Raw genomic sequence first — 24,303 nt, forward strand, 5'->3', positions numbered from 1 at the left:
AAATATTTTATTGTGAATCAAACAAAAAAGAGGACACTTTTAGGAGGTGAAAATGTTGGGAAATAAAAATATATCAATGGCAGTTATAAGAAGGCTCCCAAAATATCATAGATATCTTGGAGACTTATTAGATAGGGATATACAAAGAATATCTTCTAAAGAATTGAGTGATATAATAGGTTTTACTGCTTCTCAAATAAGACAAGATTTAAATAACTTTGGTGGATTTGGACAACAAGGGTATGGTTATAATGTAGAGGCTCTTCATACTGAGATAGGTAAAATACTTGGATTAGACCGACCATATAATGCAGTTCTTGTAGGAGCGGGTAACTTGGGACAAGCTATAGCCAATTATGCAGGATTTAGAAAAGCTGGATTCGAGATAAAAGCTTTGTTTGATGCAAATCCTAGAATGATAGGTTTAAAGATAAGAGAATTTGAAGTGTTAGATTCAGACACTTTAGAAGAGTTTATAAAAAACAATGATATAGATATTGCTGTATTATGTATACCTAAAAATGGAGCACAAGAAGTTATTAATAGAGTTGTAAAAGCTGGAATAAAAGGTGTATGGAATTTTGCACCATTAGATTTAGAAGTTCCGAAAGGTGTTATAGTTGAAAATGTAAACCTAACAGAAAGCTTATTTACTTTATCATATTTGATGAAAGAAGGAAAGTAGACAACTTAAACATATTAATAATAAGTAACTATGAAGAGTATTGAGAAAGTCAGAAGATTTAATATTAAATCATCTGGCTTTTTAAAATATAAAAGCTAAAATTAATATAATATAGAAGTAAACTTAATATAAAGGGAGTGATGTTAGTGGAAGAGTTATGGCAAAAAGCTATTGAATTTCATGGTCATGAATGTCCAGGTCTAGCTATAGGATTTAAAGCGGCACTTGCAGCGAGAAAATATTTGGAATGTAATCAGTCAGGGGATGAAGAGATTGTATGTATTTCTGAAAATGATGCATGTGGAATAGATGGTATACAAGTGGTATTAAGTTGTACGATGGGTAAAGGGAATTTGCTACTTAGAATGACAGGTAAATCAGTATACCATTTTTTTAATAGGGAAAATGGAAAGTCTATAAGAATATATGTGAAATCAAAACCATTTGATATGGATAGAGAAGGGTATAAAAAATACTTATTAGAAAGTGAATTTGAAGATATATTTGAAATTACAGACACAAAATTAAGACTTCCAGAAAAGGCAAGAATATTTAAGTCTCTTAAATGTGAAGTGTGTGGAGAGTTTGCACCTGAGCAATATATAAGAATTCAAGATAGTAAGAAGGTATGCCTTGATTGTTTTAGCAAATACGAAAGATTTTATGAAGAAGGAAAAGAAACATCAAATTAAAAATATTAAGTTTATACATAGCAATGAAAGAGTCACAGCAAAGGATTATATACAATACTATTAAATTTATATAATAGAAATAAATGCTTTATTTTAATTGAGTAAAGTGATGATATTTAAAAATAAATGTTATTTAATTTATGCATAATAAAAAGAGACTGATTAATATTGATAAAATCAAATTAAGCCAGTCTCTTTATGAATAACCAATTATTATTCTGGTTGAGGTGCATCTACAGGACAAGCTCCTGCACAAGAACCACAGTCTATACAAGAACCAGCATCTATAACATATGCGTCGTCTCCAGCTGATATACAGCTAACAGGGCATTCAGCCTCACAAGCACCACAGCTTATACAAGCGTCAGTAATTTTATATGCCATTTTGAAATCCTCCCTTTTATATGTATTGTAATTCAATAACATTATAACAAATATTATTGAATATAACAATTAAATTAATTCTACAATAAAAACTTTATTGTGATATTCTTATTTTAAAGTTTTACAATAAATTTTAATCTGCTTATATTTTTATTTATCTTAGAGAAGTTTACCTTAAAAATAAAATTAAAGTTTAAAAGTTGTGCATGGAGTACATTTAAAAATGTTATACTCTTAAAGAGTACATTTTATTAAGAATTTGTTGATTTAAAGGAGATTTAATATGAAAAATAAGTTAGTTTACATATGTATTATGAGTTTATTGTTGCTTGTAGTGGGGTGTTCTAATAATTCGAATAAAGAAAACAATATTAAAAAAGATTCTAATAATAACCAAAGTCAGGTTGAAGAACAAAAAAGAGAGCCTATAATAAAAGATATAACTATAAGTTTTGCTGGTGATGTAACTATGGGAAACTATAAAGGTTCATCATACTATGGTAGTTTCGACCATGAATTTGAAAGACAAGGAAAGGACTATGATTATTTTCTTAAAAATGTAAAACCTATATTTGAAAAAGATGATTTGACAGTAGTTAACTTAGAAGGTCCTCTTACCAATGCATCAAAGGCGAAGGAGAAGAAGTTTGCATTTAAAGGCAAACCAGAATATATAAACATTTTGAAGTCTGGAAGTGTAGAGGCAGTAAGTGTTGCGAATAACCATTCAGAGGATTATTTTGAGGAAGGTATGAAGGACACTAAGTTCATATTGGATGAAAATAAGATAAATTACTTTGCTTTAGGTAAAGATGCAGTAATAGATGTTAATGGAATTAAAGTAGGTTTATTGGGATATAATGGATTGTCAACTGAATACAATGAAAAAAACTTAAAACAAATGGAAGATGAGATTAAAGCCCTAAAAGAGAAGTCAGATGTTGTTATGGTTTATTTTCACTGGGGAATAGAGCTGGAATATTCTCCAGATAAAAAACAAAAAGATTTCGCTCATTATGTGATAGATAAGGGTGCAGACTTAGTTATAGGTTCTCATCCTCATGTAGTTCAAGGTATAGAAAAGTATAAAGATAAGTATATAGCCTATAGTTTAGGAAATTTTTGTTTTGGAGGAAACAAGAATCCTTCTGATACAGACAGTTATATATATCAACAAACTTTTACCTTCTCAGATAATAAACTATCTTCAATTAAAGAGCCAAATATAATACCAACAGCAATAACATCTAGTAGCTCTAGAAATAATTATCAACCAAAAGTACTAGATGGAAGTGAGAAGGATAGGGTTTTAAATAAGCTAGAAAAAATAAGTAAAGATTTGAACAATTAAAAGTGTAAAAAAAAATAAATATATATATTTATTTTAATAATTTATATTTTGTTTGAAGCTTGGGAAAACGTGGTATCAAATAAGTAGATTTTAATAGTTAAATTGTAGTCAATCACTATAATGCTATTAAATCTACTTTTTTAATATAAAAATATAAGGGGGAATTTGTAATGGCTTGTAACACTTGTAAAATGTGCGAAAGCGCAGACAAGAAATTAGAAAGTTTTGTAGCTTCAAAGGATGTTGAAACAGCATTTCATAGAACTGAAGATCAAAAGGTTAAATGTGGTTTTGGACTTCAAGGAGTCTGTTGTAGACTCTGTTCAAATGGACCATGTAGAGTAACTTCAAAGTCACCAAGAGGTATATGTGGAGCAGATGCAGATACTATAGTAGCAAGAAACTTTTTAAGAGCAGTAGCATCAGGGGCAGCTTGTTATTTACATGTGGTAGAAAATACAGCTAAGAATTTAAAAAATGTTGGAATAACTAAAGGTGTTATTAAGGGAGAAAAAACATTAAATCAATTAGCAGAGATGTTTGGAATAGAAAGTGATGAAAAATACGATAAATGTATAAAAGTAGCTGATAAAGTTATAAATGATTTATATAAATCAAGAGATGACAAGATGGAATTAGTAGAAAAAATAGCTTATGCACCTAGAGTAAAAAAATGGAAAGAGTTAGGTATAATGCCTGGTGGTGCAAAATCAGAAGTGTTTGATGCAATAGTAAAATCATCAACAAATTTAAACAGTGACCCAGTAGACATGTTAGTCAACTGTTTAAATTTAGGAATATCAACAGGGTTATATGGTCTTACTCTAACTAATCTTTTAAATGATGTTATGTTAGGAGAACCAGTTATAAGAATGGCTCCTGTAGGATTTAATGTAATAGACCCAGACTACATAAATATAATGATAACAGGTCATCAACATTCAACATTTGCAAATTTCCAAGACAGATTAAAAGATGAAGATGTTATAAAATTAGCTCAATCTGTTGGGGCAAAAGGATTTAAATTAGTAGGATGTACATGTGTTGGTCAAGATTTACAATTAAGAGGAGAACATTACCAAGAAGTATTTGCTGGTCATGCTGGTAACAACTTTACAAGTGAAGCTGTTTTATCAACTGGAGCAATAGATATAGTTCTTTCTGAATTTAACTGTACTATACCTGGACTTGAGCCAATAGCAGATAAATATAAAGTAAAAATGGTTTGCTTAGATGATGTTGCTAAAAAAGCAAATGCAGAATATATAGAATTAGATAGAAGTAATTTAGATGAACTTAGTAATTCATTAATACAAAAAGCACTAGAATCTTATAAAGATAGAAGAGGAAGTGTTGAAATAGATATACCAAAAGACCATGGATTTGAGCAGTCTTTAACTGGTGTAAGTGAAAAGAATCTAAAAGCATTTTTAGGAGATTCATGGAAACCTCTTATTAATTTAATTGCAGAAGGAAAAATTAAAGGGGTTGCAGCTGTTGTAGGATGTTCAAATATGACAGCAGGAGGTCATGATGTAAATACTGTTGAATTGACTAAGGAGTTAATTAAAAAAGATATTATAGTACTTTCAGCAGGATGTTCTACTGGAGGATTAGAAAATGTTGGTCTTATGTCACCTGGAGCAGAAGAATTAGCAGGAGAAAACTTAAAAGAAGTATGTAAGACTTTAGGAATACCACCAGTATTAAACTTTGGGCCATGTTTAGCTATAGGAAGACTTGAAATAGTAGCAACAGAGTTAGCAGCTGAGCTTGGAATAGATTTACCACAATTACCATTAGTGCTTTCAGCTCCACAATGGTTAGAAGAACAAGCATTAGCTGATGGAGCTTTTGGACTTGCTCTTGGTTTACCTCTTCATTTAGCATTACCTCCATTTATAACAGGAGGAAAATTAGTAACAGAGGTATTAACAGAAAAATTAAAAGACTTAACAGGAGGACATGTTATAGTGAATCCAGATCCTAAATCTTCAGCTGATCAATTAGAACAAATAATAATAGACAGAAGAAAAAATTTAGGGTTAAAGGATGTGGAATGTAATGCATAGAATTTTTATAAATAAAGATTTATGTACAGGCTGTAAAAGTTGTGTATTAGCTTGTATGTTAAAGCATAATAAAGATTATGACATGTATACTCTTGATTTAGAAAATATAGATAATGATAGTAGAGGGCATATAGAACTAGATAGCAAACATAATAATCCAGTTCCAATTCTTTGTAGACACTGTGATGAAGCGGAATGTGCCTTAGCATGTATGAGTGGTGCAATGCATAAAGATAGTCAAAGTGGAATTGTTTCATATGATGAAGAAAAATGTGGTTCATGTTATATGTGTGTGATGTCTTGTCCATATGGATTATTAAAACCAGATGATAGAAGCAAGCAAAATATACTTAAATGTGATTTATGTAAAGATGAGGAATATCCTAGATGTGTAGCTAATTGTCCAAGTGGGGCAATTGAATTACAGAAGGAGGAAAATGATGAATTATGTAGTGTTAGGGGCTAGTGCTGCTGGTATAAATGCAGCAAAAACATTGAGAGAATTAGATAAAGATTCTAGTATAGTGATAATTTCTAAAGATGAAAATATATACTCAAGATGTATGCTACATCATGTTATATCTGAACACAGAACTTTAAAACAAATAAACTTTGTTGATGAAGACTTTATGGAGAAAAACAATATAAATTGGATTTCAGGTAAAACTGTTAAAGGAATAGACACAGATAAAAAACTAGTTCAAATGGAAGATGTCACTGTAAATTATGATAAGCTTTTAATAGCTACAGGTGCATCTTCTGCTATTCCTCCTATAAAGAATTTAAGAGAAGGAAATTTTGTATACTCTGTAAGAAACATAGATGATATTTATAAAATAAAAGAGAAGGCAGAAAAATCGAAGAAAGTTGTTATAATAGGTGCAGGACTAGTTGGGATAGATGCTTTAATTGGTTTATTTAAATATGAACAGCTAGATATTTCAGTGGCCTTTATGGAAAAATATATTTTAGATAGACAATTAGATGAATATACAGCATCAGTATATGAAAATAAATTTAAAGAAAAAGGCGTAAAATTTTATCCAAGTGCATCAATACAAGAAATTGTTTTAGATGATAGCAAAGATGTTAAAGGTGTTGCATTTTCAAACGGAGAAATTCTTGATGCAGACATGGTAATCGTAGCTACAGGAGTGAAACCTAATGCTGACTTTTTGGATGAAACAGGAATAGAATATGACAGAGGCATAATAATAGATGATAGATGCCAAACAACACGAGAAGATATCTATGCAGCAGGGGATGTTGTAGGTAAAAATGCCATCTGGCCTATAGCTGTAAAACAAGGAATTATAGCTGCACACAATATGGTTGGAAAAGATAAAAAGATAGAAGATGAATTTGCTTTTAAAAATAGTATGAATTTTATGGATATACCAACCATTTCTATAGGCATGAATACACCTGTAGATGATAGTTATAAAGTATTAACTAGAGATGGAAATGATTGTTATAAAAAGTTTATTTTTAAAGATAATATAATCTATGGAGCAGTTATACAAGGAGATATTTCATATGTAGGTGTATTAACTCATTTGATAAAAAATAAGGTTGAAATATCTGATTTAGAAAATAGGATATTTGATGTATGTTATGCAGACTTCTTTAACATAAAAGAAAATGGAGAGTTTTGTTACAGTGTATAATAGCTGAATTAAAACTTATAAATAGAGCTATTTTAAGATAAAAGATTTACTTAAATATAGCTCTATTTTTATAATTAAGTTTAAATTTTGATTAATTTATAAAAGTACCTATTTTGAACAAGAGTACATATAATCTCTAGTTAGAGGTAAATCATTTTTGATACCTTTAGTGAAAAGTATCTGATGTATATCTATAATACCAGTATTGAAAGCAGCAGCACAAGAACAAAGATATAAATCCCACATTCTTATAAATTTATCATCAAACATTTCTTTAATCTTAGGAAGACTATCATAGAAGTTTTTATGCCAAGATAATAAAGTTTTTACATAATGTAATCTTAAACTTTCAACATCTATAGTATGATAGTTATAATCGCTACAGATATGTATCATTTCTCTTAAACTAGGAATAACTCCACCAGGGAAAATATATTTTTTTATCCAAGGGTCTCCATAAGATTCTTTTAAGCCACTTATATAGTGAAGCAAAAATAATCCACTATCTTTTAAGACAGCATTTACATTTTTAATAAAAAGCTCATAATTTTCTCTGCCAACATGTTCAAGCATACCAACGCTAACAACTCTATCAAATGTAAGATTTGATTCTTTAAGTTCTCTATAGTCCATAAGTTTTACTTCAAGGTAATCTTGAAGATTCTCTTCTTTAATTCTAATATTAAACTCTTTAAATTGTTCTTCGCTAAGTGTAATTCCCACACCATGAATTTTATATTTTTTTGCTGCTTCTATTAATAGAAATCCCCATCCACAACCAATATCAAGAAGACTCATACCTTCTTCTAAATTTAGTTTAGTTAATATGTGATGAACTTTATTAACCTGAGCATCATAAAGATTATCATTATCATCTTTAAAATATGCACAAGAATAACTAAGTGTTTTGTCTAGCCATAAACTATAAAAATCATTTCCAATGTCATAATGAGCGTGTATTTCTTTTTTTTGATGTCTCATCGAATTAGATGAATGTAGCAAATGTTTTACAGCTGAGTTATCAATATTAAATTTGTCTATCTGTTTTAGAAGTAGATTTAAGGTTAAAAATAAATCTCCTTCAACCTCAATGTCTCTATTTATGTAGGCTTCTCCAAGTGCTAAAGATGTACTTTTTAATAATTCAGATTTGCTAATATCATTATTTACAATAACTTTAAATTGAGGAGAGCTATCTCCAACTAGAAATTCTTCCCCGTCTTTAAGCCTAACTAGAAATGGTGTTTCATTAAATCTTTCTAAATAGTCTTTTAAAAAATTTTTTGTAATGTTCATATTACCAGCTCCTTTTAATGTAAATCCAGTAAGTTTTCCTTGCTTAAAGTATATTATATTCCTTTTTTTAAAAAAGTAAAATTTTTTTTTGGTTAATTTTTACTTGAATGAACTTTTTATTTTATAAAGGAATTTTATCTTGTGATATTTTATTTTATAAATTTTAGTATTGGATATAATATTCAATTAGTAATGATATAATAATTTTAATTAATAATAAAGTTTTGAAGCAATTAGTTTGAAACTATTTAATGAAGGAGATATCAAATGGAAGTATATGCTTTAGTTGGGTCAAGTGGTACAGGAAAAAGTTATAAGGCACTAGAGTTTGCATATGAAAATGACATAGATTATATAATTGATGATGGGATTTTAATATATAGAAATAAAGTTTTAGCAGGTATATCAGCAAAACAAGCAAAGACTACTATTGAGGCAGTTAAAAGAGCTATTTTTTATAATTTAGAACATCGGCAAAAGGTTAGAGAGGTAATAGAAAAAGAAAACATAAATAAGGTTCTTGTTATAGGAACTTCAAAAAAAATGATTAATCAGATTGTAGAGAGATTATCAATCGGAAAAGTTTATAAATTTATAAATATTCAAGATATAAGTACTAAATATGAAATAGAAATAGCAAAACAATCTAGAAAAGAAGGAAATCATGTAATTCCTGTTCCAGCAGTTGAAATAAAAAATATGACAAGTGGTCTTAGTATAAATCCATTAAAAAGGTTTTTTAGAAAAGGAAATAATATAAATATGGTGGTTTTAGAAAAGACAATTATAAGACCTACTTTTAGTTACATTGGCAAAGTTTATATTGATGCAGATGTAATTAAACAAATAATTGAATATGAAGTGTACAACTTTGGAAGCATTGATAGAATAAATAAAACCAATATAGAGAATTGCAACAATTTTATGAATATTTTTGTAAGTATAAATATCAATGATTTAGAAGTTATAAAAAAAATTGAAAGTATGCAACATATAATAAAAAAGTCTATTGAGAGAATGACTTTAGTTAATGTACAAAAAATAGATATTAACATTCATAAAATTAAAAAAATAAACTTCCTCCCATGTTAAAAAATAAACTGAGAAAATGATATACTAATTTGCAATAAAGTGTGCTATAATTAAACTGTAAATTTAGGAAATGGTTTTTCTAAATGGAGTATACATAATTATAACGTATTTATAAGGGGGCTTTCAAATGTCAGGAAAAGATGTAAATGTCTTCGAGATGGCGCAATCTCAAGTAAAAAATGCATGTGATAAATTAGGTATGGAACCAGCAGTTTATGAATTACTAAAAGAACCTATGAGGGTTATTGAGGTTTCAATTCCAGTAAAAATGGATGACGGTTCTATAAAAACTTTTAAAGGATTTAGATCACAACATAATGATGCAGTAGGGCCAACAAAAGGTGGAATAAGATTCCATCCAAATGTTTCAAGAGACGAAGTAAAAGCTTTATCTATATGGATGACTTTCAAATGTTCTGTAACAGGTATACCATATGGTGGAGGTAAAGGTGGAATAATAGTAGATCCATCAACTTTATCTCAAGGTGAATTAGAAAGATTAAGTAGAGGATACATAGATGGAATATATAAATTAATAGGTGAAAAAGTTGACGTTCCTGCACCAGACGTAAACACTAATGGACAAATAATGTCTTGGATGGTTGATGAATATAATAAATTAACTGGACAAAGTGCTATAGGTGTTTTAACTGGTAAACCAGTTGAATTTGGTGGTTCTTTAGGAAGAACAGCTGCTACTGGATTTGGTGTTGCTGTAACTGCAAGAGAAGCTGCTGCTAAATTAGGAATAGATATGAAAAAAGCTAAATTAGCTGTTCAAGGTATAGGAAACGTTGGTTCTTACACAGTTCTTAACTGTGAAAAACTTGGTGGTACTGTTGTAGCTATGGCTGAATGGTGCAAATCAGAAGGTTCTTATGCTATATACAATGAAAATGGTTTAGATGGTCAAGCTATGTTAGACCATATGAAAGAACATGGTAACTTATTAAACTTCCCAGGAGCTAAGAGAATATCTTTAGAAGAGTTCTGGGCTTCAGATGTTGATATAGTAATACCAGCTGCATTAGAAAACTCTATAACTAAAGAAGTTGCTGAATCTATAAAAGCTAAATTAGTTTGTGAAGCTGCTAATGGACCAACTACTCCAGAAGCTGACGAAGTATTTGCTGAAAGAGGAATAGTTCTTACTCCAGACATATTAACTAATGCTGGTGGAGTTACAGTTTCTTACTTCGAGTGGGTACAAAACTTATATGGATACTACTGGTCAGAAGAAGAAGTAGAGCAAAAAGAAGAAGTAGCTATGGTTAAAGCATTTGAATCTATTTGGAAAATCAAAGAAGAATACAATGTTACAATGAGAGAAGCTGCTTATATGCATTCAATTAAGAGAGTTGCTGAAGCTATGAAATTAAGAGGATGGTACTAGAATTACTCTTAATAAATAATAGGATATAATTATTTAATATATAAAAGGGCTGTACTATGTACAGCCCTTAAAAGTTGTATGACTCAAAATAATTTGGGTCATTTTTTATTTTGTAAGATATATTAATGTAATCTATGCAAAAAAATTAAATACAACTATAATCAATAAAACTAAAGTTGATGTAATTAAAATTATTTACTTTCAAAACACTTATAATGTAATATTAGTAGGTTTTAGATAGAGTCTATATATTATAACTTAAACTAATTCTTGTCAATTGACGCACTAATTATGAATAAGATATAATTAAATAAAAATAGTTTTATAAACTTAATTGAAAAAATATTAAATAAAAATAAATATATTTCTAAATTAAATATGTTTCAAATGAGATAGGAGAGAGTTGATGGCTAACTTAATTCTAAATGGGATTTCTAGAACAGTTATAGTGAGTAGTTTATGTATATTTTTAATATTAATTTTTAAGCAAACGATATTTAAAAGATTTAGTAAGAAGTTCAATTATTATATATGGTTAATAGTAGTTCTTAAGTTGTTACTTCCATTTACCTATTATACCTTTACAGTTAATATTTTAAGAAATAAAACGAAAGCCAATATTGATAATATTAACTTAGAACATTTTAATAGTGTTTCAACTTTAAGTAATAGTATTTTGATATATGTTTGGATTTCTACTGTAATAATATATTTAACTTATACTATCTTTAAATACATAAAACTAAAAAACTTAATAAATGACTTATCTTATGATGTTTAGGATAAAGAAATAATAAATCTTTATGTAAGTATATTAAAAGAATTTAATATCACAAAAGATATAAAGTTAAAATATTCTTATGAAGTTGAAACACCAGCATTTTTGATTCATGTGTGCTTTTACCACCACATGATTATAAACTAAAAGAACTTGAATGGATTTTTAGACATGAGCTTATGCATTTTAAGAGTAAAGACCTCTGTTTGAAATATGTAGTGTTGTTTTTAAAAATAGTTTATTGGTTTAATCCAGTTATATATATAATGGATAAACATATGGATTTAGACTGTGAACTTTATTGTGATGAGAGGGTTTTAAAAAAGTTTAGTACAGAAGATAAAAAAGACTATGCTTTAACAATTATAAATGCAATGAGAAGAAGCTCAAATTCTTCAAACAAATTTGTAGCTGGGTTACATAAGAAATCTGATATTAAAAAGAGAGTAACGAATATGTTTAATGAAAAATATAAGAATGGTATATTAATAGCTTTAATTATATGTTTATTATCATCAGTTACTTTCATCAAGTTTGATTCAGATAGTATTATTGAGTATAATGTTCCTTTAGATAGACCTAAAAATGTATGTAAAAAAATTGATATCGGTAAAGCAGCTAGTCTTGGAGATTTTGTTGAGTATACATATGCGACTGCGCCTGAAAAAGTTAGAAGAATATATGCAGAAAAATGTAAAGCTTTAGGAATTACTCCTAAAGATTCTGATAAAATAGAGATTCCATCAGGGGCTTATAATGAATTAACATTATAATTAAAGCAAGAAAATTTAAATTTCAAATTCACTATTATTAAGATTTCTTTTTATTAATAATCTTTATAAAAATATATTATATATAAAATTTACATAAAAACAAAAAATAATATTTATGTATACTTTAGTCTGAAAATGAAATACCTTCAATTAATGGTATTAAAATTTATTTTTAATAAATAATATAATTATTTAAGATATAAAAAAAGAAGCTCTTTGTAAGGACATTAAAAGTTAAATGATTCAAAGTAATTTGAGTCATTTTTTATTTGTATAATATTATATGAATAAAGATATTTAGCTATTATATAGTACAATATTATGAAGTTTATAAAAGAGTGACTTTAATTAATTACTGATAATTGCTAATTTATTACTGTTAAATTATAATTAAATAGAGATTATTTAATAAATTGTAGTTTGTGAAAACTCTTAAAAATAAAAAAATTATCTACAATAAAGTAAATATATTTTAGGTAGGAATAGAGTTTTGACAAAATCAAAAAAGTGTGAATTTAATCTAAAATAGAATATTTATATAAATATAAAATAAATATTAAGCAAGCAAAATAGATGTTTATTCTGTAATTTCAAAAACAATAGAAAATATGAAAAACTTAAAAATTAAGTAAATTTAAATACAAAATACTAATAAATAAGTTAGGTGAAAATATATGGTTAATTCAATTCTAAATGGGATTTTTAGAACTGTTATAGTAAGTAGTTTAAGTATTTTTCTGATATTGATTTTCAAGAAAAATGTATTCAAAAGATTTAGTAAAAAATTTAATTATTACATATGGATGATAGTTGTTATTAAGCTGTTGCTACCTTTTACATACTATACCTTTACAATAAATATCTTGAGAAGCAAAGAAAATATCAATATTAATAATATAAATTTAGAGGGCTTTAATAATGTTTCAAATTTAAAGAATAATATTTTATTATATGCTTGGCTTATAACTGTAGTAATATATTTAATTTATACTATATTTAAATACATAAAACTTAAAAACTTAATAAATGATTTATCCTATGATGTTGAGGATGAAGAAATAATAAATCTTTATAAAGATATATTAAAAGAATTTAATATAACAAAAGATATAAAACTAAAGTATTCTTATGAAGTTGAAACACCAGCATTTTTTAATTCATGTGTACTTTTGCCACCACATGACTATAATTTAAAAGAACTCAATTGGATTTTTAGGCATGAACTTATGCATTTTAAGAGTAGAGACCTTTGTCTAAAGTATGTAATGTTATTTTTAAAAATAGTATATTGGTTTAATCCATTTGTATATATAATGGACAAACATATAGATTTAGATTGTGAACTTTATTGTGATGAGAGGGTTTTAAAAAAACGTAGTGAAGAAGAAAAACAAGATTATGCTCTAACAATTATAAATGCAATGAGAAGAGGTTCAAATATTTCAAATAAATTTGTGGCTGGATTACATAAACAATCTGATATTAAAAAAAGAGTAATGAATATGTTTAATGAAAAATATAAAAATGGTATTTTAATGGCATTAACTTTATGTTTATTATCTTCTATTACTTTTTTAAAAGTAAATTCAACTAGTATTGCTAATTTAAATGTATTACCTAAAGATTTGGATTACTCAGAAACTACTAATAGAGCAATAATAGGCTTTATATCATTTACATATGCAGATGCTCCTGAAAAGGTTAGAAAAGAGCATAAAGAAAACTGTGAGTATTTGGGGAAGATTCCAAAAGATTCTGATGAAATAGAAGTTTATATAAAATTCTATAACAAATTAGAACCATAAGTAAACTTAGAAAAAACTATAATCTAAAAGTCACTTTTCTAAAAGTGACTTTCTATAATAAGTTGAAAAATTCACTATATTTCTAACTTTATAGAAGTTTTATTAAAAAATATACGATACATAAAAACGCACAAAAAAACACATAAAACAATATTTATGCGTACTTTAGCTTCAAAAGGTACAAAATTCTTTACTTTTACAAACTCATATTATATAATTAAGTAAATAATGTATATTTAGGTGACATATTGGATAAGCTAATTAATTATTATTTATTAATATAATGATACTATAAAAGTTATATAAAGAGGTTTACAAAAAAGTTACAGATAGAGCTTTTATTAATGTATTGTGTATTAGTATTTTATCCTTAGGTACACTTCACCTACAAAATAGAATCATAAGATAATTATGGGAAAATTTTAGGAGGTTTATCGTGAAGAAAAAGATATTAATACCAGTATTTGCATCAGTTATGGCATTATCAGTAAGTTCAATTGTAAATGCAGATGAAATAAATGATTCATCTCAAAATAAAGATGATAAAACAAATACTGAATTAAATTTAGGCGAATATAAAGAAGTAAAATATAAAGTTGCAAGAATAAAAGATGGAGTAGCTATAAAGATAAGAGAAGAAGGTCAAGTTCAAAATATAGCTTATTCTGGAGACGAATTTACAGTTCTAGGAATCCAAGGAGAATGGGTTAAAGTTAAAGTTGAAGATGGCGAAGGTTGGTTGGCTACTAGATATGTAGATATATCTGAAGGGGTAGGATATACTAATGCTGATAAAGTAAACTTAAGAAAAGATAAAAGTGAAAATTCAGAAGTAATTGGGGAGCTAGAAAAAGGAAGCTCTTTATTGGTTTTAGAGGAAAATGGAGATTGGTTAAAAGTTAAAGATGGAGAAACAGAAGGATATGTAAAATCTTCTTATGTAACTGATAAAGCTCCAGTAATAGAAGAGCCACAAGTAGACCAAAATGTTACTCAAAATGGAGATTCTACAAACACAAATAACAATCAACAAAACAATACAAATAATAATCAACAAAATAATAATTCCAATGTGCCAACAGCTAACTCTAATGCAGTTCAAGCTGTGCTTAATTTGGCTTATTCTAAGCAAGGTTGCCCATATGTTTGGGGAGCAGAAGGGCCAAATACTTTTGACTGTTCAGGATTTACACAATATGTATACAGAAATGCAGTAGGAAAGAAGATACCAAGAACATCTAAGGCACAATCTAATTATGGACAAACTGTAAGTAAGGCAAATTTACAGCCAGGAGACTTAGTATTCTTTACAACTAATGGTTCTGGTTCTGTTAGTCATGTTGGTATATATGTAGGTGGAGGTAATATGATACATTCACCATCAACAGGAAAAACAGTTCGTGTAACTAGTATAAATTCAGCATACTATACAGCAAGATTTGTTACAGCAAAAAGAATCTTATAATCGATTTGTACTATAATAAATTGATAAATACATAAATACAAATGCTCTATATTATATTTAATTTAATCAGAAAATCTAAAATGATTATATGTTAAATGCAATATAGAGTTTTTTTGCGTTATCTTAAATTTTGATGTGGATTTATATTAATATTACTATTAAATAGTATTCTTTCCAGATAATGATTATTTGTGCAATACCTTGACAGGATAAGGTAAAGGTGATAAGCTACTAACAGTACAAAAATACTTTTAATTTTAGTTCAGAGAGGCTAAAAAAGGAGGACGAAAGATGTTAAAATCAAGAAATTTAATCCAACCAGAAGACTTTTCAATAGAAGAAATAGATGAAATATTAGAATTAGCTCAAAAAATAATTGACAATCCGTCAAAATATTCTCATATATGTGAAGGTAAACTATTAGCTACATTATTTTATGAACCGTCAACAAGAACAAGATTAAGTTTTGAATCTGCTATGAACAGACTAGGAGGTCGTGTCGTAGGTTTTTCAGAGCCAAACTCATCATCTGCATCAAAGGGTGAAACTTTAGGTGATACGATGAGAATAGTATCTAGTTATGTTGATATAATAGCTATGAGACACCCTCAATCAGGTGCAGCTATAGAAGCATCAAAATTCACAGAAGTACCATTTATAAATGCAGGAGATGGCGGAAATCAGCATCCAACACAAACACTTACAGATTTACTTACTATAAAATCATTAAAAGGAACTTTAGAAAATCACACAATAGGATTATGTGGTGATTTAAAATATGGAAGAACTGTACATTCTTTAGTTAAGGCTATGGCAAGATACAAAAATACTAAGTTTGTATTTATAGCACCTGAAGAACTAAAAATGCCAGACTATATAAAAGAAGCTATAAAGGGACATGCTTACTATGAAACTAATAATTTAGATGATGTTATAGGAAGTTTGGATGTTTTATATATGACTAGAATTCAACAAGAAAGATTTGAAGATAAATCAGAATACGAAAGACTGAAAAACTATTATATTTTAAATAAAGCTAAATTAGAAAAAGCATCTGAAAGTATGTTAGTAATGCATCCATTACCAAGAGTAAATGAAATAGATGTTGATGTAGATACAGATGATAGAGCTGTTTATTTTAAGCAAGCTAAATATGGAATGTTCGTTAGAATGGCATTAATAATAAAGCTTCTAGGTATAAATGAAGGCTAGTAGTTACATTATATAATAGTAAAGTAAAGGAGATTTTGGGATGTATAAAATTCTAGAAAATATATACATAGGTGAAGATATGTATAGAATGAAAGTAAAAGGTACTTTTGAAGGTAAGATGGGGCAATTTTATATGCTAAGAGCATGGGATACTTATCCAGTACTTTCAAGACCTATAAGTATACATGATATAGATGAAGAAGGTATAACTTTTCTTTATAAAGCAGTAGGAGAAGGAACTCAAATTATTAGTAATCTAAAAGTGAATGATACTATAAAGCTAGAAGGTCCTTATGGAAATGGATATAGTAAAGTTGATGGAAAAGTAGCTCTAGTAGGTGGTGGAATCGGTGTAGCACCATTGTATTTAGTTGCTAAAAATATAAAAGACTGCGATGCTTATCTTGGATTTAGAGAAGATGTTATATTAGAAAATGAATATAAAGAAGTTTGTAATGAGGTATATACAACAGTAGGAAATACGTTTGTAACAGATATAATTGATGTAGAAAAATATGACTATATATTAACATGTGGGCCAACTCCAATGATGGAAAAATTGGTTAAAATGGTAGAAGGTACTAAAACAAGGATTATGGTGTCACTTGAAAATCATATGGCATGTGGAGTAGGAGCATGTTTAGTATGTACATGTAAGACTACTAAAGGAAACAAAAAAACTTGCAAAGATGGTCCAGTATTTTGGGGAGAGGACGTGATTTTTAATGGCTAATTTGAACATAAAATTTGGAAATATTGATTTTAAAAATCCAGTAATAATGGCGTCTGGGACTTTTGGATTTGGAAGAGAATATAATGAAATTTATGAGATACAAAAACTTGGTGGGATAAGTAGTAAAGGTCTTACTTTAAATAAAAAACCTGGTAATAATGGTATGAGAGTTCATGAGACACCATCAGGTATGATGAATAGTGTTGGACTTGAAAATCCTGGAGTTCAAGGATTTATAGACAGTGAACTTCCTTTCTTCAGTGAGTTAGATTTAGTTAGAATTGCTAATGTTGGAGGCGGAACATTAGAAGATTATCTACTTGGGGTTAAGCTGTTAAATGACAAGCCTGTAGATATTATTGAATTAAACATATCTTGTCCAAATGTCAAAGCAGGAGGAATGGCTTTTGGTATAAAAAATGAAGTGGCAAGAGAAGTTGTTCGTGAGGTAAGAAACGTAACTAAACTACCTCTAGTAATAAAATTATCGCCTAATGCTGAAGATATTGTGGGTATGGCAAAAGTTTGTGAAGAAGAAGGTGCTGATGGAGTATCTTTAGTTAATACTTTTAAAGCAATGGCAATTGATATAAAAAATAGAAAGCCAGTATTTGAAAATGTATATGCTGGATTATCTGGACCAGCTATAAAGCCTATAGCTCTTAGAATGGTACATGAAGTTTGTAAAAATGTAAATATACCAGTAATGGGAATGGGTGGAATAACTAAAGCTACAGATGCCATAGAATTTATAATGGCAGGAGCTACTTGTATTCAAGTTGGAACTGCAAATTTCATGAATCCTAAAATTGGTCTTGAGATAATAGATGGAATCAATGAATTTATGGATAGAGAAGGAATAAAGAGTTTAGAAGAAATAAGAGGAATTATATAAGTCAGTGTAGGTATGATAAATAAGTATAACTAAATCAAATAATATAAATTAAAATAAATATAATATTAACATGGAGGAAAAAATAATATGAGTAAAGTAGATGTAGTAGATATATTAAAGAAAAGTGATGCATTATTAGAGGGACATTTTTTATTATCTTCAGGAAAACACAGTAACAGATATGTGCAATGTGCAAAGTTATTAAGATTCCCAGAGTATGCAGCTGAGGTATTAAATACAGTTGTTGAACAAATTAAAGATTTAGGTATAGACTTAGTAGTTGGGCCAGCTATGGGTGGAGTAGTAGTTTCTTATGAGTTAGGAAGACAGTTAGGAAAAGAAGCTATATTTACTGAGAGAAAAGATAATACAATGGAGTTAAGAAGAGGATTTGAAGTTAAAAAAGGTGCAAAAATAATAATTGCTGAAGATGTTGTTACTACTGGTAAGTCAACTATGGAAACAAAAAGAGTATTAGAAGCATTAGGTGGAGAAGTTATAGGTGTTGCCTGTATAGCTGATAGAACTAATCATGATATAGGTATGCCTATATATAGTGCAGTAAAACTTGATATTCAAGTTTATGAAGCTGGTGAATGTCCTTTATGTAAAGAGGGAAAATTACCAGTTGTTAAACCTGGAAGTAGAGAGTTTAAAGAATTAGGAATGTAATAACTAATTAATTAAATTTAACATTATTTGAGGAAATACAAATTTTTTTGACTAAAAAAATATCAATTTAAATATATAAATAAGAGATAATAAACAGCTAGCTTTCATTTAAAAGGCTAGCTGTTTTTTGTTGAAAATATATTTACAAAACAGTAGCTAGTAGCAGTACAATATAATTATAAAATAAAAAATTATTATATATATTGGGGAGGGTTTCGGTATGAGTAATCAATTAAAGAAAAATCAAAAAAAGGTTGTATTTTTTGGTGTTGGTGCTGTTGGAGCTACCTTTGCAGAACAATTTTTAAATTCTAAATATGATTTTAAAATTCTTTGTGACCAAAAAAGAAAAAAAAGATATTTAGAAGATGGTTTTATAATAAATGGAAAAAGATATGACTTCGATTATATAACTAAAGATGAATATAAACAAGAAGCTGATTTTATAATTATAGGTTTAAAATACAATAACCTAAAAGAAAATATAGAAGAGTTAGATGGATTGGTTGGAAAAGATACAGTAATAATGTCTTTATTAAATGGAGTTAATAGTGAAGAGATAATAGGAGAAAGATTTGGAATTGAAAAAATGGTATATTCATATGTAACAAATATAGATGCAAAAAAAATAGAAAATAATATTATACATACTACAGATGGAATAATTGTATTTGGAAATAAAGATAATAGTGAAGATAGAAAAACAGATATAATAACTGAAGTTTTTGATAGTGTAAATATAGAATATGTATTATCAAAAAATATTCAACGAGATATGTGGTGGAAATACATGGTTAATATTGGGGTAAATCAAACTTCAGCTATACTTGGAGCTTCTTATGGAGTGTTTCAAGACTCTGAATATCTAAGAGAGTTAGCAAAATCTGCAATGAGAGAAGTTGTTGATATAGCTCAAGTAAAAGGTATATGTCTTACAGAAGATGATGTAGAAAATTCATTACATAGAATACTAGAACATTCAAGAGAAGGTAGAACATCAATGCTTCAGGATGTAGAGGCTCATAGACTTACAGAAGTAGATATGTTTTCTAAGAATATTTGTGAACTTGGAAGAAAGTATAACATACCAACTCCTATAAATCAGACTCTTTTTTATATGATAAAAGTAATTGAAAGTAGATTTTAGAAAATTTTTAGAAAAAAATTGAGGCTGTGAGTAAATCTGTGTAAAACAAATTTATCTACAGCTTTTTTAGTAGACACAATTGGTAAAAATGGTTATACGTCAAATTATGAATACTAAAAAAATAAAAAATTTTAAATTTAAAATAAAAAATTTGAAAGGAATTTTGAATAAAATTATTACAGAAAGGATAGAAAATACTATGAAAAAGCTATTTACAAGTGAAACATTTTTGGAATTTCAGTTTATCAGTGACTGCCAACTGTCTCCAGATGGAGGATATACAGCCTTTGTTGTAAAGAAAGCTGATATCAAAGAGAATGGTTACACAAGCCAACTTTATGTATTAGACAATAAAAGTGGAGAATTGAAACAAATAACTTCTATAGATTCTGTAGGAGCATATGCTTGGGAAAATGAAAATACGATTTTGTTCCCTGCTTTGAGAAATGAAAAAGTAAAAGAAGATATTAAAAATGGCAAGCAATGTATGAGCTACTATGCTTTATCTTTACATGGTGGAGAAGCAGAAGAACTTTTTAGATTACCCATCAAAGGTGGTAAATTGAATCCTATAGGAAAAGGTTTGTATGCAGTAATTGATTCTTATGATAATGACCAACCTGCTATGGAAGGATTGTCAGAAGAAGAACAGCAGAAAAAAATAAATGCTTATAATAAAAGACAATATGAACACTTTAAGGAAATTCCTTATGCTGTCAATGGTGAAGGATATATTAGTAGGAAAAGAAAGCGCCTGTACTTATATAACAATAATACAAAGGAATTAAAGCCAATTACAGTCCCAATGTTTAATGTGGTAGGTATGAAAATAAATGATGGCAAAATATTATATGTAGGACAGGAATTTGAAAATGTAAAAGGTTTAAAAATTGGAGTTTATGTGTTTGATACTAAGAATAATACAAATGTTTGTATATTAGAAAAAGATAATTATATTATAAAAGGTTTTGAATTATATAAAAATGAAGCAGTGTTAAATTTAACAGATGCTTTGTCTTATGGTAATGGCGAAAATGGAGATTTTTATACCATTGATATTGATACAAAAGAAATTAAACTTCTTTCAGAACATCAACATCATTGTATAGGAAATACAATAACATCTGATATTAAAATAGGTACAGGGCAGACAATAAAAGTAGATGGTGAATATATTTATTATACTTCTACAGTAAATATGGACTGCATTATTGAGAGAATACATATTCCAACAGGAAAACAGGAAAAAGTTACAAAAACAGGCTCTGTTGATTTTATCGATGTGAAAGATGGCAATATTGTATGTGTAGCTTGTACAGGAAATCAATTACCTGAAGTTTATACAGTAGAAAATGAAACTTTATGCAAGAAAACATATTTGAATGAACATATTCTACAGGAATATAAAATTTCTGAACCAGAATATATGGAATCAAAAGGAAGTTCTAATTGGGAAATACAAGGATATGTATTTAAACCAGAGTAGATTATGAAGTAGGAAAAAAATATCCAGCTATATTGGCAATTCATGGTGGGCCAAGATTGACATATGGACCATATTTTATGAATGAAATACAGGTATTTGCAAGTTCAGGATATTTTGTATTCTTCTGTAATCCAAGAGGTTCCGAAGGTCGAGGAAATGATTTTGCTGATATTAGAAAACAATTTGGAGATATTGATTACATAGATTTTATGGAGTTTACAGATGCTGTACTTGAAAAATATCCTGATATTGATGAAACGAAGTTAGCTGTAGAAGGTGGAAGCTATGGCGGATTTATGACAAACTGGATAATTGGTCATACAAATCGTTTTGTTGCTGCTTGTGCTCAACGTTCTATTGCAAACTGGAGTGGTATGGAGGGTACAACAGACATTGGTTATTATTTCTGCAAAGGGCAAACAGGAGCTTCTCACATGGAAAATCATGAGCTTCAATGGAAACAATCTCCTCTTGCTTACGCTGATAAATGTGTTACTCCAACTTTATTCTTACATGGGGAAAAAGATTATCATTGCTATATGCAAGAAGCATTCCAGATGTTTTCTGCATTGAAAATTCATGAATGCCCTACAAAACTTTGTCTTTTTGCAGGAGAAAATCATGAGTTATCACGTTCTGGTGGACCAAAACAAAAACTGCAAAGATTCGTAGAAATGTTAAATTGGTTTTCAATATATGTTAAAAAAGAGCAGTAAAGAGAGGAGAATATAAAAATGGAAAAACTAAAAATTGAAAGTTCAGATATTTATGAATATTTATTTCCTCATGATATTTCTTGTTCCCCTGATGGAAAGTATATTGCTTATATTATATCAAATATCAATGAGGAAAAAGATTGTTATGAACATGACTTATATGTTATGGAAATAAAAACAAAGAAACAAATACATTTAACTCAAACAAGAGATGTAACAGCATTTAGCTGGATTTCTAATACAGAATTATTTTTTACTTCAAAAAGAGATAAACCAAAAGCAGGTACAACAGATTTTTACACTATTTCTATACAAGGAGGAGAAGCAAAAAGAGCATTTTCTATTCCAAAAGCCTGTGGTCTACCTGTATCATTGGGAAATAAATTGTGGTTATTGATGACAAAAAATCCAACAGATGCTAAAAAATCAGAACCAGATAGAGCGGTAGAAGGTGTGGACTATTGGACATTTACAGATAAACCTTTTATAAGAGATGGAGAAAATTTTTCTCAAAGAAGACATGTTACTTTAGAGTTGTATCAAGAAGGAAAAAATGAAACAAAAGCTATTACACCAAAATATTGTGATGTAGCAAGTTTAGATGTTTCTTCTGACAAAAAAAGAATTTTATATATTGGTCAGATTTATGAAGATTGTGCGACACCTTTTTCTGGTCTTTGGGAGTATCATTTAGAAACTGGAGAAACAAAAGAACTTGTTCCACAGGGAAAGTATCAAATTAGCTTGGCTAAATATGTTGGTGAAAATAAAGTAATGTTGCAGGCTTCTACATTAGACCGTTCTATTACACAGAACCATGATATTTTTATGCTTAACTTGGAGAATGGTGAAATTAATATGATTGCAAGCACAGATGGTATGTATGCTACATTATTGGATGTAGATGCTGTATATGGTGGTGGGCGTAGAGTAATAAAGTTATAGGAGATAAGTTTATTGGTGCAAGAATTTGCAGAACTATGACAGAGTTTAATGAATTTGACACAAAAACAGGTAATATACGCATTATTACAAAAGTAGATGCTTTTACCTCTTTTGATGTTTATGACAACACAATGTATGTAGTTATGTTGAAAGACTATGAATTAGCAGAAATATACAGCATTGATATGACAACAGGAGAAATGATAAAAATGACTACTTTTTCTAAATCATACTTAGATAGTCATAAAGTATCTTTACCTGAAAAATTAACATTTGTGGCAAAAAATGGAGAGGAAGTAGATGGTTTTGTAATACCACCTGTAGATGTTAAAAAAGGTGAAAAATATCCAGCTGTATTATTTATCCATGGTGGACCTAAATGGGCATATGGTTATATGTTTACACATTTGAAACAGTGTGTAGCGTCAAAAGGAATGTATGTTATTTACTGTAATCCTCATGGAGGCGATGGATATGGTGAAAAATTCTTGGAGATGGTAGAAAGATGGGGTTATGTTGATTATGAACATCTCATGGAATTTGTAGATACCTGTATTGAAAAATATCCTGGTATTGATGCAGACCGCCTAGGTGTGACAGGAGGAAGTTATGGTGGTTATATGGCAAACTGGATAATTGGTCATACAGACCGTTTCAAAGCAGTTGCTTCTCAAAGAGGTATTAGTAACTTAGTTACAGCATCTTTGATTATTGACTTTGGTGATAGAATTATGAAGCAAACTTGTGGTGATAAGACACCCTGGAATCATGAGGAAGTTCTTTGGAATCATTCGCCTATTAAATATGTAAAAAATGTTAAAACACCAACTTTGTTCTTACATAGCGATAGACATTATAGATGTTTTATGGGAGATACTTTCCAAATGTTCACAGCATTAAAACAGCTTGGTGTAGATACAGAAATGTATTTATTCCATGGAGATACACATGGATTGTCTAGAAATGGCAGACCATCTAATAGAATTGTACGTGCTGATGCCATTGTAGATTGGTTTGAAAGATATTTATAATAAGGGGGTTATT

The 24,303-nt window shown here is 28.6% G+C and carries 23 protein-coding genes; 21 read left to right on the forward strand and 2 right to left on the reverse strand.

Annotated features, from left to right (window positions below; genetic code table 11):
- Positions 1-52 precede the first annotated feature (52 nt).
- Both KGF46_RS08310 and KGF46_RS08315 read left to right on the forward strand, forming a co-directional pair.
- The gene (locus KGF46_RS08310) at positions 53-685 is read left to right on the forward strand and encodes a redox-sensing transcriptional repressor Rex (RefSeq protein WP_227434586.1); all 633 of its coding nucleotides are present in this window, start codon (positions 53-55) and stop codon (positions 683-685) included.
- A 146-nt stretch (positions 686-831) separates the two neighbouring features.
- The gene (locus KGF46_RS08315; RefSeq protein WP_413894801.1) at positions 832-1,377 is read left to right on the forward strand and encodes an FmdE family protein; all 546 of its coding nucleotides are present in this window, start codon (positions 832-834) and stop codon (positions 1,375-1,377) included.
- A gap of 213 nt (positions 1,378-1,590) precedes the next feature.
- Here the strand turns inward: KGF46_RS08315 and KGF46_RS08320 are convergent, their stop codons facing one another.
- Positions 1,591-1,761 (reverse strand): DUF362 domain-containing protein, encoded by a 171-nt coding sequence (locus tag KGF46_RS08320; RefSeq protein ID WP_009888017.1) that lies wholly within the window; start codon positions 1,759-1,761, stop codon positions 1,591-1,593.
- A 283-nt stretch (positions 1,762-2,044) separates the two neighbouring features.
- Here KGF46_RS08320 and KGF46_RS08325 point away from each other — a divergent pair, with 283 nt between their 5' ends.
- From KGF46_RS08325 to KGF46_RS08340, 4 genes are all read left to right on the forward strand, one after another.
- On the forward strand, positions 2,045-3,112 hold the full coding sequence (locus KGF46_RS08325; protein ID WP_227861926.1) for a CapA family protein: 1,068 nt from the start codon (positions 2,045-2,047) through the stop codon (positions 3,110-3,112).
- A 170-nt stretch (positions 3,113-3,282) separates the two neighbouring features.
- On the forward strand, positions 3,283-5,184 hold the full coding sequence (gene cooS, locus KGF46_RS08330; protein WP_227842667.1) for an anaerobic carbon-monoxide dehydrogenase catalytic subunit: 1,902 nt from the start codon (positions 3,283-3,285) through the stop codon (positions 5,182-5,184).
- Positions 5,177-5,650, forward strand: coding sequence for a 4Fe-4S dicluster domain-containing protein (locus tag KGF46_RS08335; protein WP_227850257.1), 474 nt, complete (start codon positions 5,177-5,179; stop codon positions 5,648-5,650). Before cooS ends, KGF46_RS08335 begins: the two co-directional genes overlap by 8 nt.
- Entirely contained in the window at positions 5,625-6,851 is a 1,227-nt protein-coding gene (locus KGF46_RS08340) for an FAD-dependent oxidoreductase (RefSeq protein WP_227861927.1), read from the forward strand. The genes KGF46_RS08335 and KGF46_RS08340 overlap by 26 nt, the downstream gene beginning before the upstream one ends.
- A gap of 108 nt (positions 6,852-6,959) precedes the next feature.
- Here KGF46_RS08340 and KGF46_RS08345 read toward each other — a convergent pair whose 3' ends face one another.
- On the reverse strand, positions 6,960-8,147 hold the full coding sequence (locus KGF46_RS08345; protein WP_227827836.1) for an SAM-dependent methyltransferase: 1,188 nt from the start codon (positions 8,145-8,147) through the stop codon (positions 6,960-6,962).
- 267 nt (positions 8,148-8,414) lie between these two features.
- On the opposite strand from KGF46_RS08345, the gene KGF46_RS08350 reads away from it, so the two are divergent.
- The 15 genes from KGF46_RS08350 (at position 8,415) to KGF46_RS08420 (ending at position 24,290) form a co-directional block, all read left to right on the forward strand.
- Entirely contained in the window at positions 8,415-9,239 is an 825-nt protein-coding gene (locus KGF46_RS08350) for an ATP-binding protein (protein ID WP_227827835.1), read from the forward strand.
- 127 nt (positions 9,240-9,366) lie between these two features.
- Positions 9,367-10,632, forward strand: a complete 1,266-nt coding sequence (gene gluD, locus KGF46_RS08355) for a Glu/Leu/Phe/Val family dehydrogenase (RefSeq protein ID WP_227434603.1) — start codon at positions 9,367-9,369, stop codon at positions 10,630-10,632.
- A 406-nt stretch (positions 10,633-11,038) separates the two neighbouring features.
- The gene (locus tag KGF46_RS08360) at positions 11,039-11,413 is read left to right on the forward strand and encodes a M56 family metallopeptidase (protein WP_227827834.1); all 375 of its coding nucleotides are present in this window, start codon (positions 11,039-11,041) and stop codon (positions 11,411-11,413) included.
- 113 nt (positions 11,414-11,526) lie between these two features.
- A complete protein-coding gene (locus KGF46_RS08365) occupies positions 11,527-12,183 on the forward strand; it encodes a M56 family metallopeptidase (RefSeq protein WP_227854687.1) in 657 nt (218 codons plus the stop codon).
- A gap of 674 nt (positions 12,184-12,857) precedes the next feature.
- Complete coding sequence (locus tag KGF46_RS08370) at positions 12,858-13,988, forward strand: M56 family metallopeptidase (RefSeq protein WP_227850259.1); 1,131 nt, start codon at positions 12,858-12,860, stop codon at positions 13,986-13,988.
- 436 nt (positions 13,989-14,424) lie between these two features.
- A complete protein-coding gene (locus KGF46_RS08375; protein WP_227827831.1) occupies positions 14,425-15,453 on the forward strand; it encodes an NlpC/P60 family protein in 1,029 nt (342 codons plus the stop codon).
- 291 nt (positions 15,454-15,744) lie between these two features.
- A complete protein-coding gene (gene pyrB, locus KGF46_RS08380) occupies positions 15,745-16,665 on the forward strand; it encodes an aspartate carbamoyltransferase (RefSeq protein ID WP_227827830.1) in 921 nt (306 codons plus the stop codon).
- 40 nt (positions 16,666-16,705) lie between these two features.
- Positions 16,706-17,398 (forward strand): dihydroorotate dehydrogenase electron transfer subunit, encoded by a 693-nt coding sequence (locus KGF46_RS08385; RefSeq protein WP_227827829.1) that lies wholly within the window; start codon positions 16,706-16,708, stop codon positions 17,396-17,398.
- Entirely contained in the window at positions 17,391-18,293 is a 903-nt protein-coding gene (locus KGF46_RS08390) for a dihydroorotate dehydrogenase (protein WP_227827828.1), read from the forward strand. The genes KGF46_RS08385 and KGF46_RS08390 overlap by 8 nt, the downstream gene beginning before the upstream one ends.
- A gap of 87 nt (positions 18,294-18,380) precedes the next feature.
- The gene (gene pyrE / locus KGF46_RS08395; protein WP_227827827.1) at positions 18,381-18,965 is read left to right on the forward strand and encodes an orotate phosphoribosyltransferase; all 585 of its coding nucleotides are present in this window, start codon (positions 18,381-18,383) and stop codon (positions 18,963-18,965) included.
- 220 nt (positions 18,966-19,185) lie between these two features.
- Entirely contained in the window at positions 19,186-20,112 is a 927-nt protein-coding gene (locus KGF46_RS08400) for a ketopantoate reductase family protein (RefSeq protein WP_227827826.1), read from the forward strand.
- Between the two features lie 199 nt (positions 20,113-20,311).
- Positions 20,312-21,598, forward strand: a complete 1,287-nt coding sequence (locus KGF46_RS08405) for a hypothetical protein (RefSeq protein ID WP_227861928.1) — start codon at positions 20,312-20,314, stop codon at positions 21,596-21,598.
- A 56-nt stretch (positions 21,599-21,654) separates the two neighbouring features.
- Complete coding sequence (locus KGF46_RS08410; protein ID WP_227861929.1) at positions 21,655-22,314, forward strand: prolyl oligopeptidase family serine peptidase; 660 nt, start codon at positions 21,655-21,657, stop codon at positions 22,312-22,314.
- Positions 22,315-22,332: 18 nt separating this feature from the next.
- Positions 22,333-23,259 carry a hypothetical protein gene (locus KGF46_RS08415; protein WP_227861930.1) on the forward strand — a complete coding sequence of 309 codons (927 nt, stop codon included), beginning with the start codon at positions 22,333-22,335 and terminating at the stop codon, positions 23,257-23,259.
- A 35-nt stretch (positions 23,260-23,294) separates the two neighbouring features.
- Positions 23,295-24,290: an alpha/beta hydrolase family protein gene (locus KGF46_RS08420; protein ID WP_227861931.1), complete on the forward strand. Its 996-nt coding sequence runs from the start codon at positions 23,295-23,297 to the stop codon at positions 24,288-24,290.
- The last annotated feature ends 13 nt before the right edge of the window (positions 24,291-24,303 follow it).

It is taken from the genome of Clostridioides sp. ZZV14-6153 (assembly GCF_020657855.1).
Classification (GTDB): Bacteria; Bacillota; Clostridia; order Peptostreptococcales; family Peptostreptococcaceae; genus Clostridioides.

Excerpts from the sequence above, each read along its gene's own strand:
- KGF46_RS08310 (WP_227434586.1), top strand. The coding sequence starts at position 53 with ATGTTGGGAAATAAAAATATATCAATGGCAGTTATAAGAAGGCTCCCA.
- KGF46_RS08320 (WP_009888017.1), bottom strand. The coding sequence starts at position 1,761 with ATGGCATATAAAATTACTGACGCTTGTATAAGCTGTGGTGCTTGTGAG.
- KGF46_RS08325 (WP_227861926.1), top strand. The coding sequence starts at position 2,045 with ATGAAAAATAAGTTAGTTTACATATGTATTATGAGTTTATTGTTGCTT.
- cooS (WP_227842667.1), top strand. The coding sequence starts at position 3,283 with ATGGCTTGTAACACTTGTAAAATGTGCGAAAGCGCAGACAAGAAATTA.
- KGF46_RS08335 (WP_227850257.1), top strand. The coding sequence starts at position 5,177 with ATGCATAGAATTTTTATAAATAAAGATTTATGTACAGGCTGTAAAAGT.
- KGF46_RS08340 (WP_227861927.1), top strand. The coding sequence starts at position 5,625 with ATGAATTATGTAGTGTTAGGGGCTAGTGCTGCTGGTATAAATGCAGCA.
- KGF46_RS08345 (WP_227827836.1), bottom strand. The coding sequence starts at position 8,147 with ATGAACATTACAAAAAATTTTTTAAAAGACTATTTAGAAAGATTTAAT.
- KGF46_RS08350 (WP_227827835.1), top strand. The coding sequence starts at position 8,415 with ATGGAAGTATATGCTTTAGTTGGGTCAAGTGGTACAGGAAAAAGTTAT.
- gluD (WP_227434603.1), top strand. The coding sequence starts at position 9,367 with ATGTCAGGAAAAGATGTAAATGTCTTCGAGATGGCGCAATCTCAAGTA.
- KGF46_RS08360 (WP_227827834.1), top strand. The coding sequence starts at position 11,039 with ATGGCTAACTTAATTCTAAATGGGATTTCTAGAACAGTTATAGTGAGT.
- KGF46_RS08370 (WP_227850259.1), top strand. The coding sequence starts at position 12,858 with ATGGTTAATTCAATTCTAAATGGGATTTTTAGAACTGTTATAGTAAGT.
- pyrB (WP_227827830.1), top strand. The coding sequence starts at position 15,745 with ATGTTAAAATCAAGAAATTTAATCCAACCAGAAGACTTTTCAATAGAA.
- KGF46_RS08385 (WP_227827829.1), top strand. The coding sequence starts at position 16,706 with ATGTATAAAATTCTAGAAAATATATACATAGGTGAAGATATGTATAGA.
- KGF46_RS08390 (WP_227827828.1), top strand. The coding sequence starts at position 17,391 with ATGGCTAATTTGAACATAAAATTTGGAAATATTGATTTTAAAAATCCA.
- pyrE (WP_227827827.1), top strand. The coding sequence starts at position 18,381 with ATGAGTAAAGTAGATGTAGTAGATATATTAAAGAAAAGTGATGCATTA.
- KGF46_RS08400 (WP_227827826.1), top strand. The coding sequence starts at position 19,186 with ATGAGTAATCAATTAAAGAAAAATCAAAAAAAGGTTGTATTTTTTGGT.
- KGF46_RS08405 (WP_227861928.1), top strand. The coding sequence starts at position 20,312 with ATGAAAAAGCTATTTACAAGTGAAACATTTTTGGAATTTCAGTTTATC.
- KGF46_RS08415 (WP_227861930.1), top strand. The coding sequence starts at position 22,333 with ATGGAAAAACTAAAAATTGAAAGTTCAGATATTTATGAATATTTATTT.
- KGF46_RS08420 (WP_227861931.1), top strand. The coding sequence starts at position 23,295 with ATGACAGAGTTTAATGAATTTGACACAAAAACAGGTAATATACGCATT.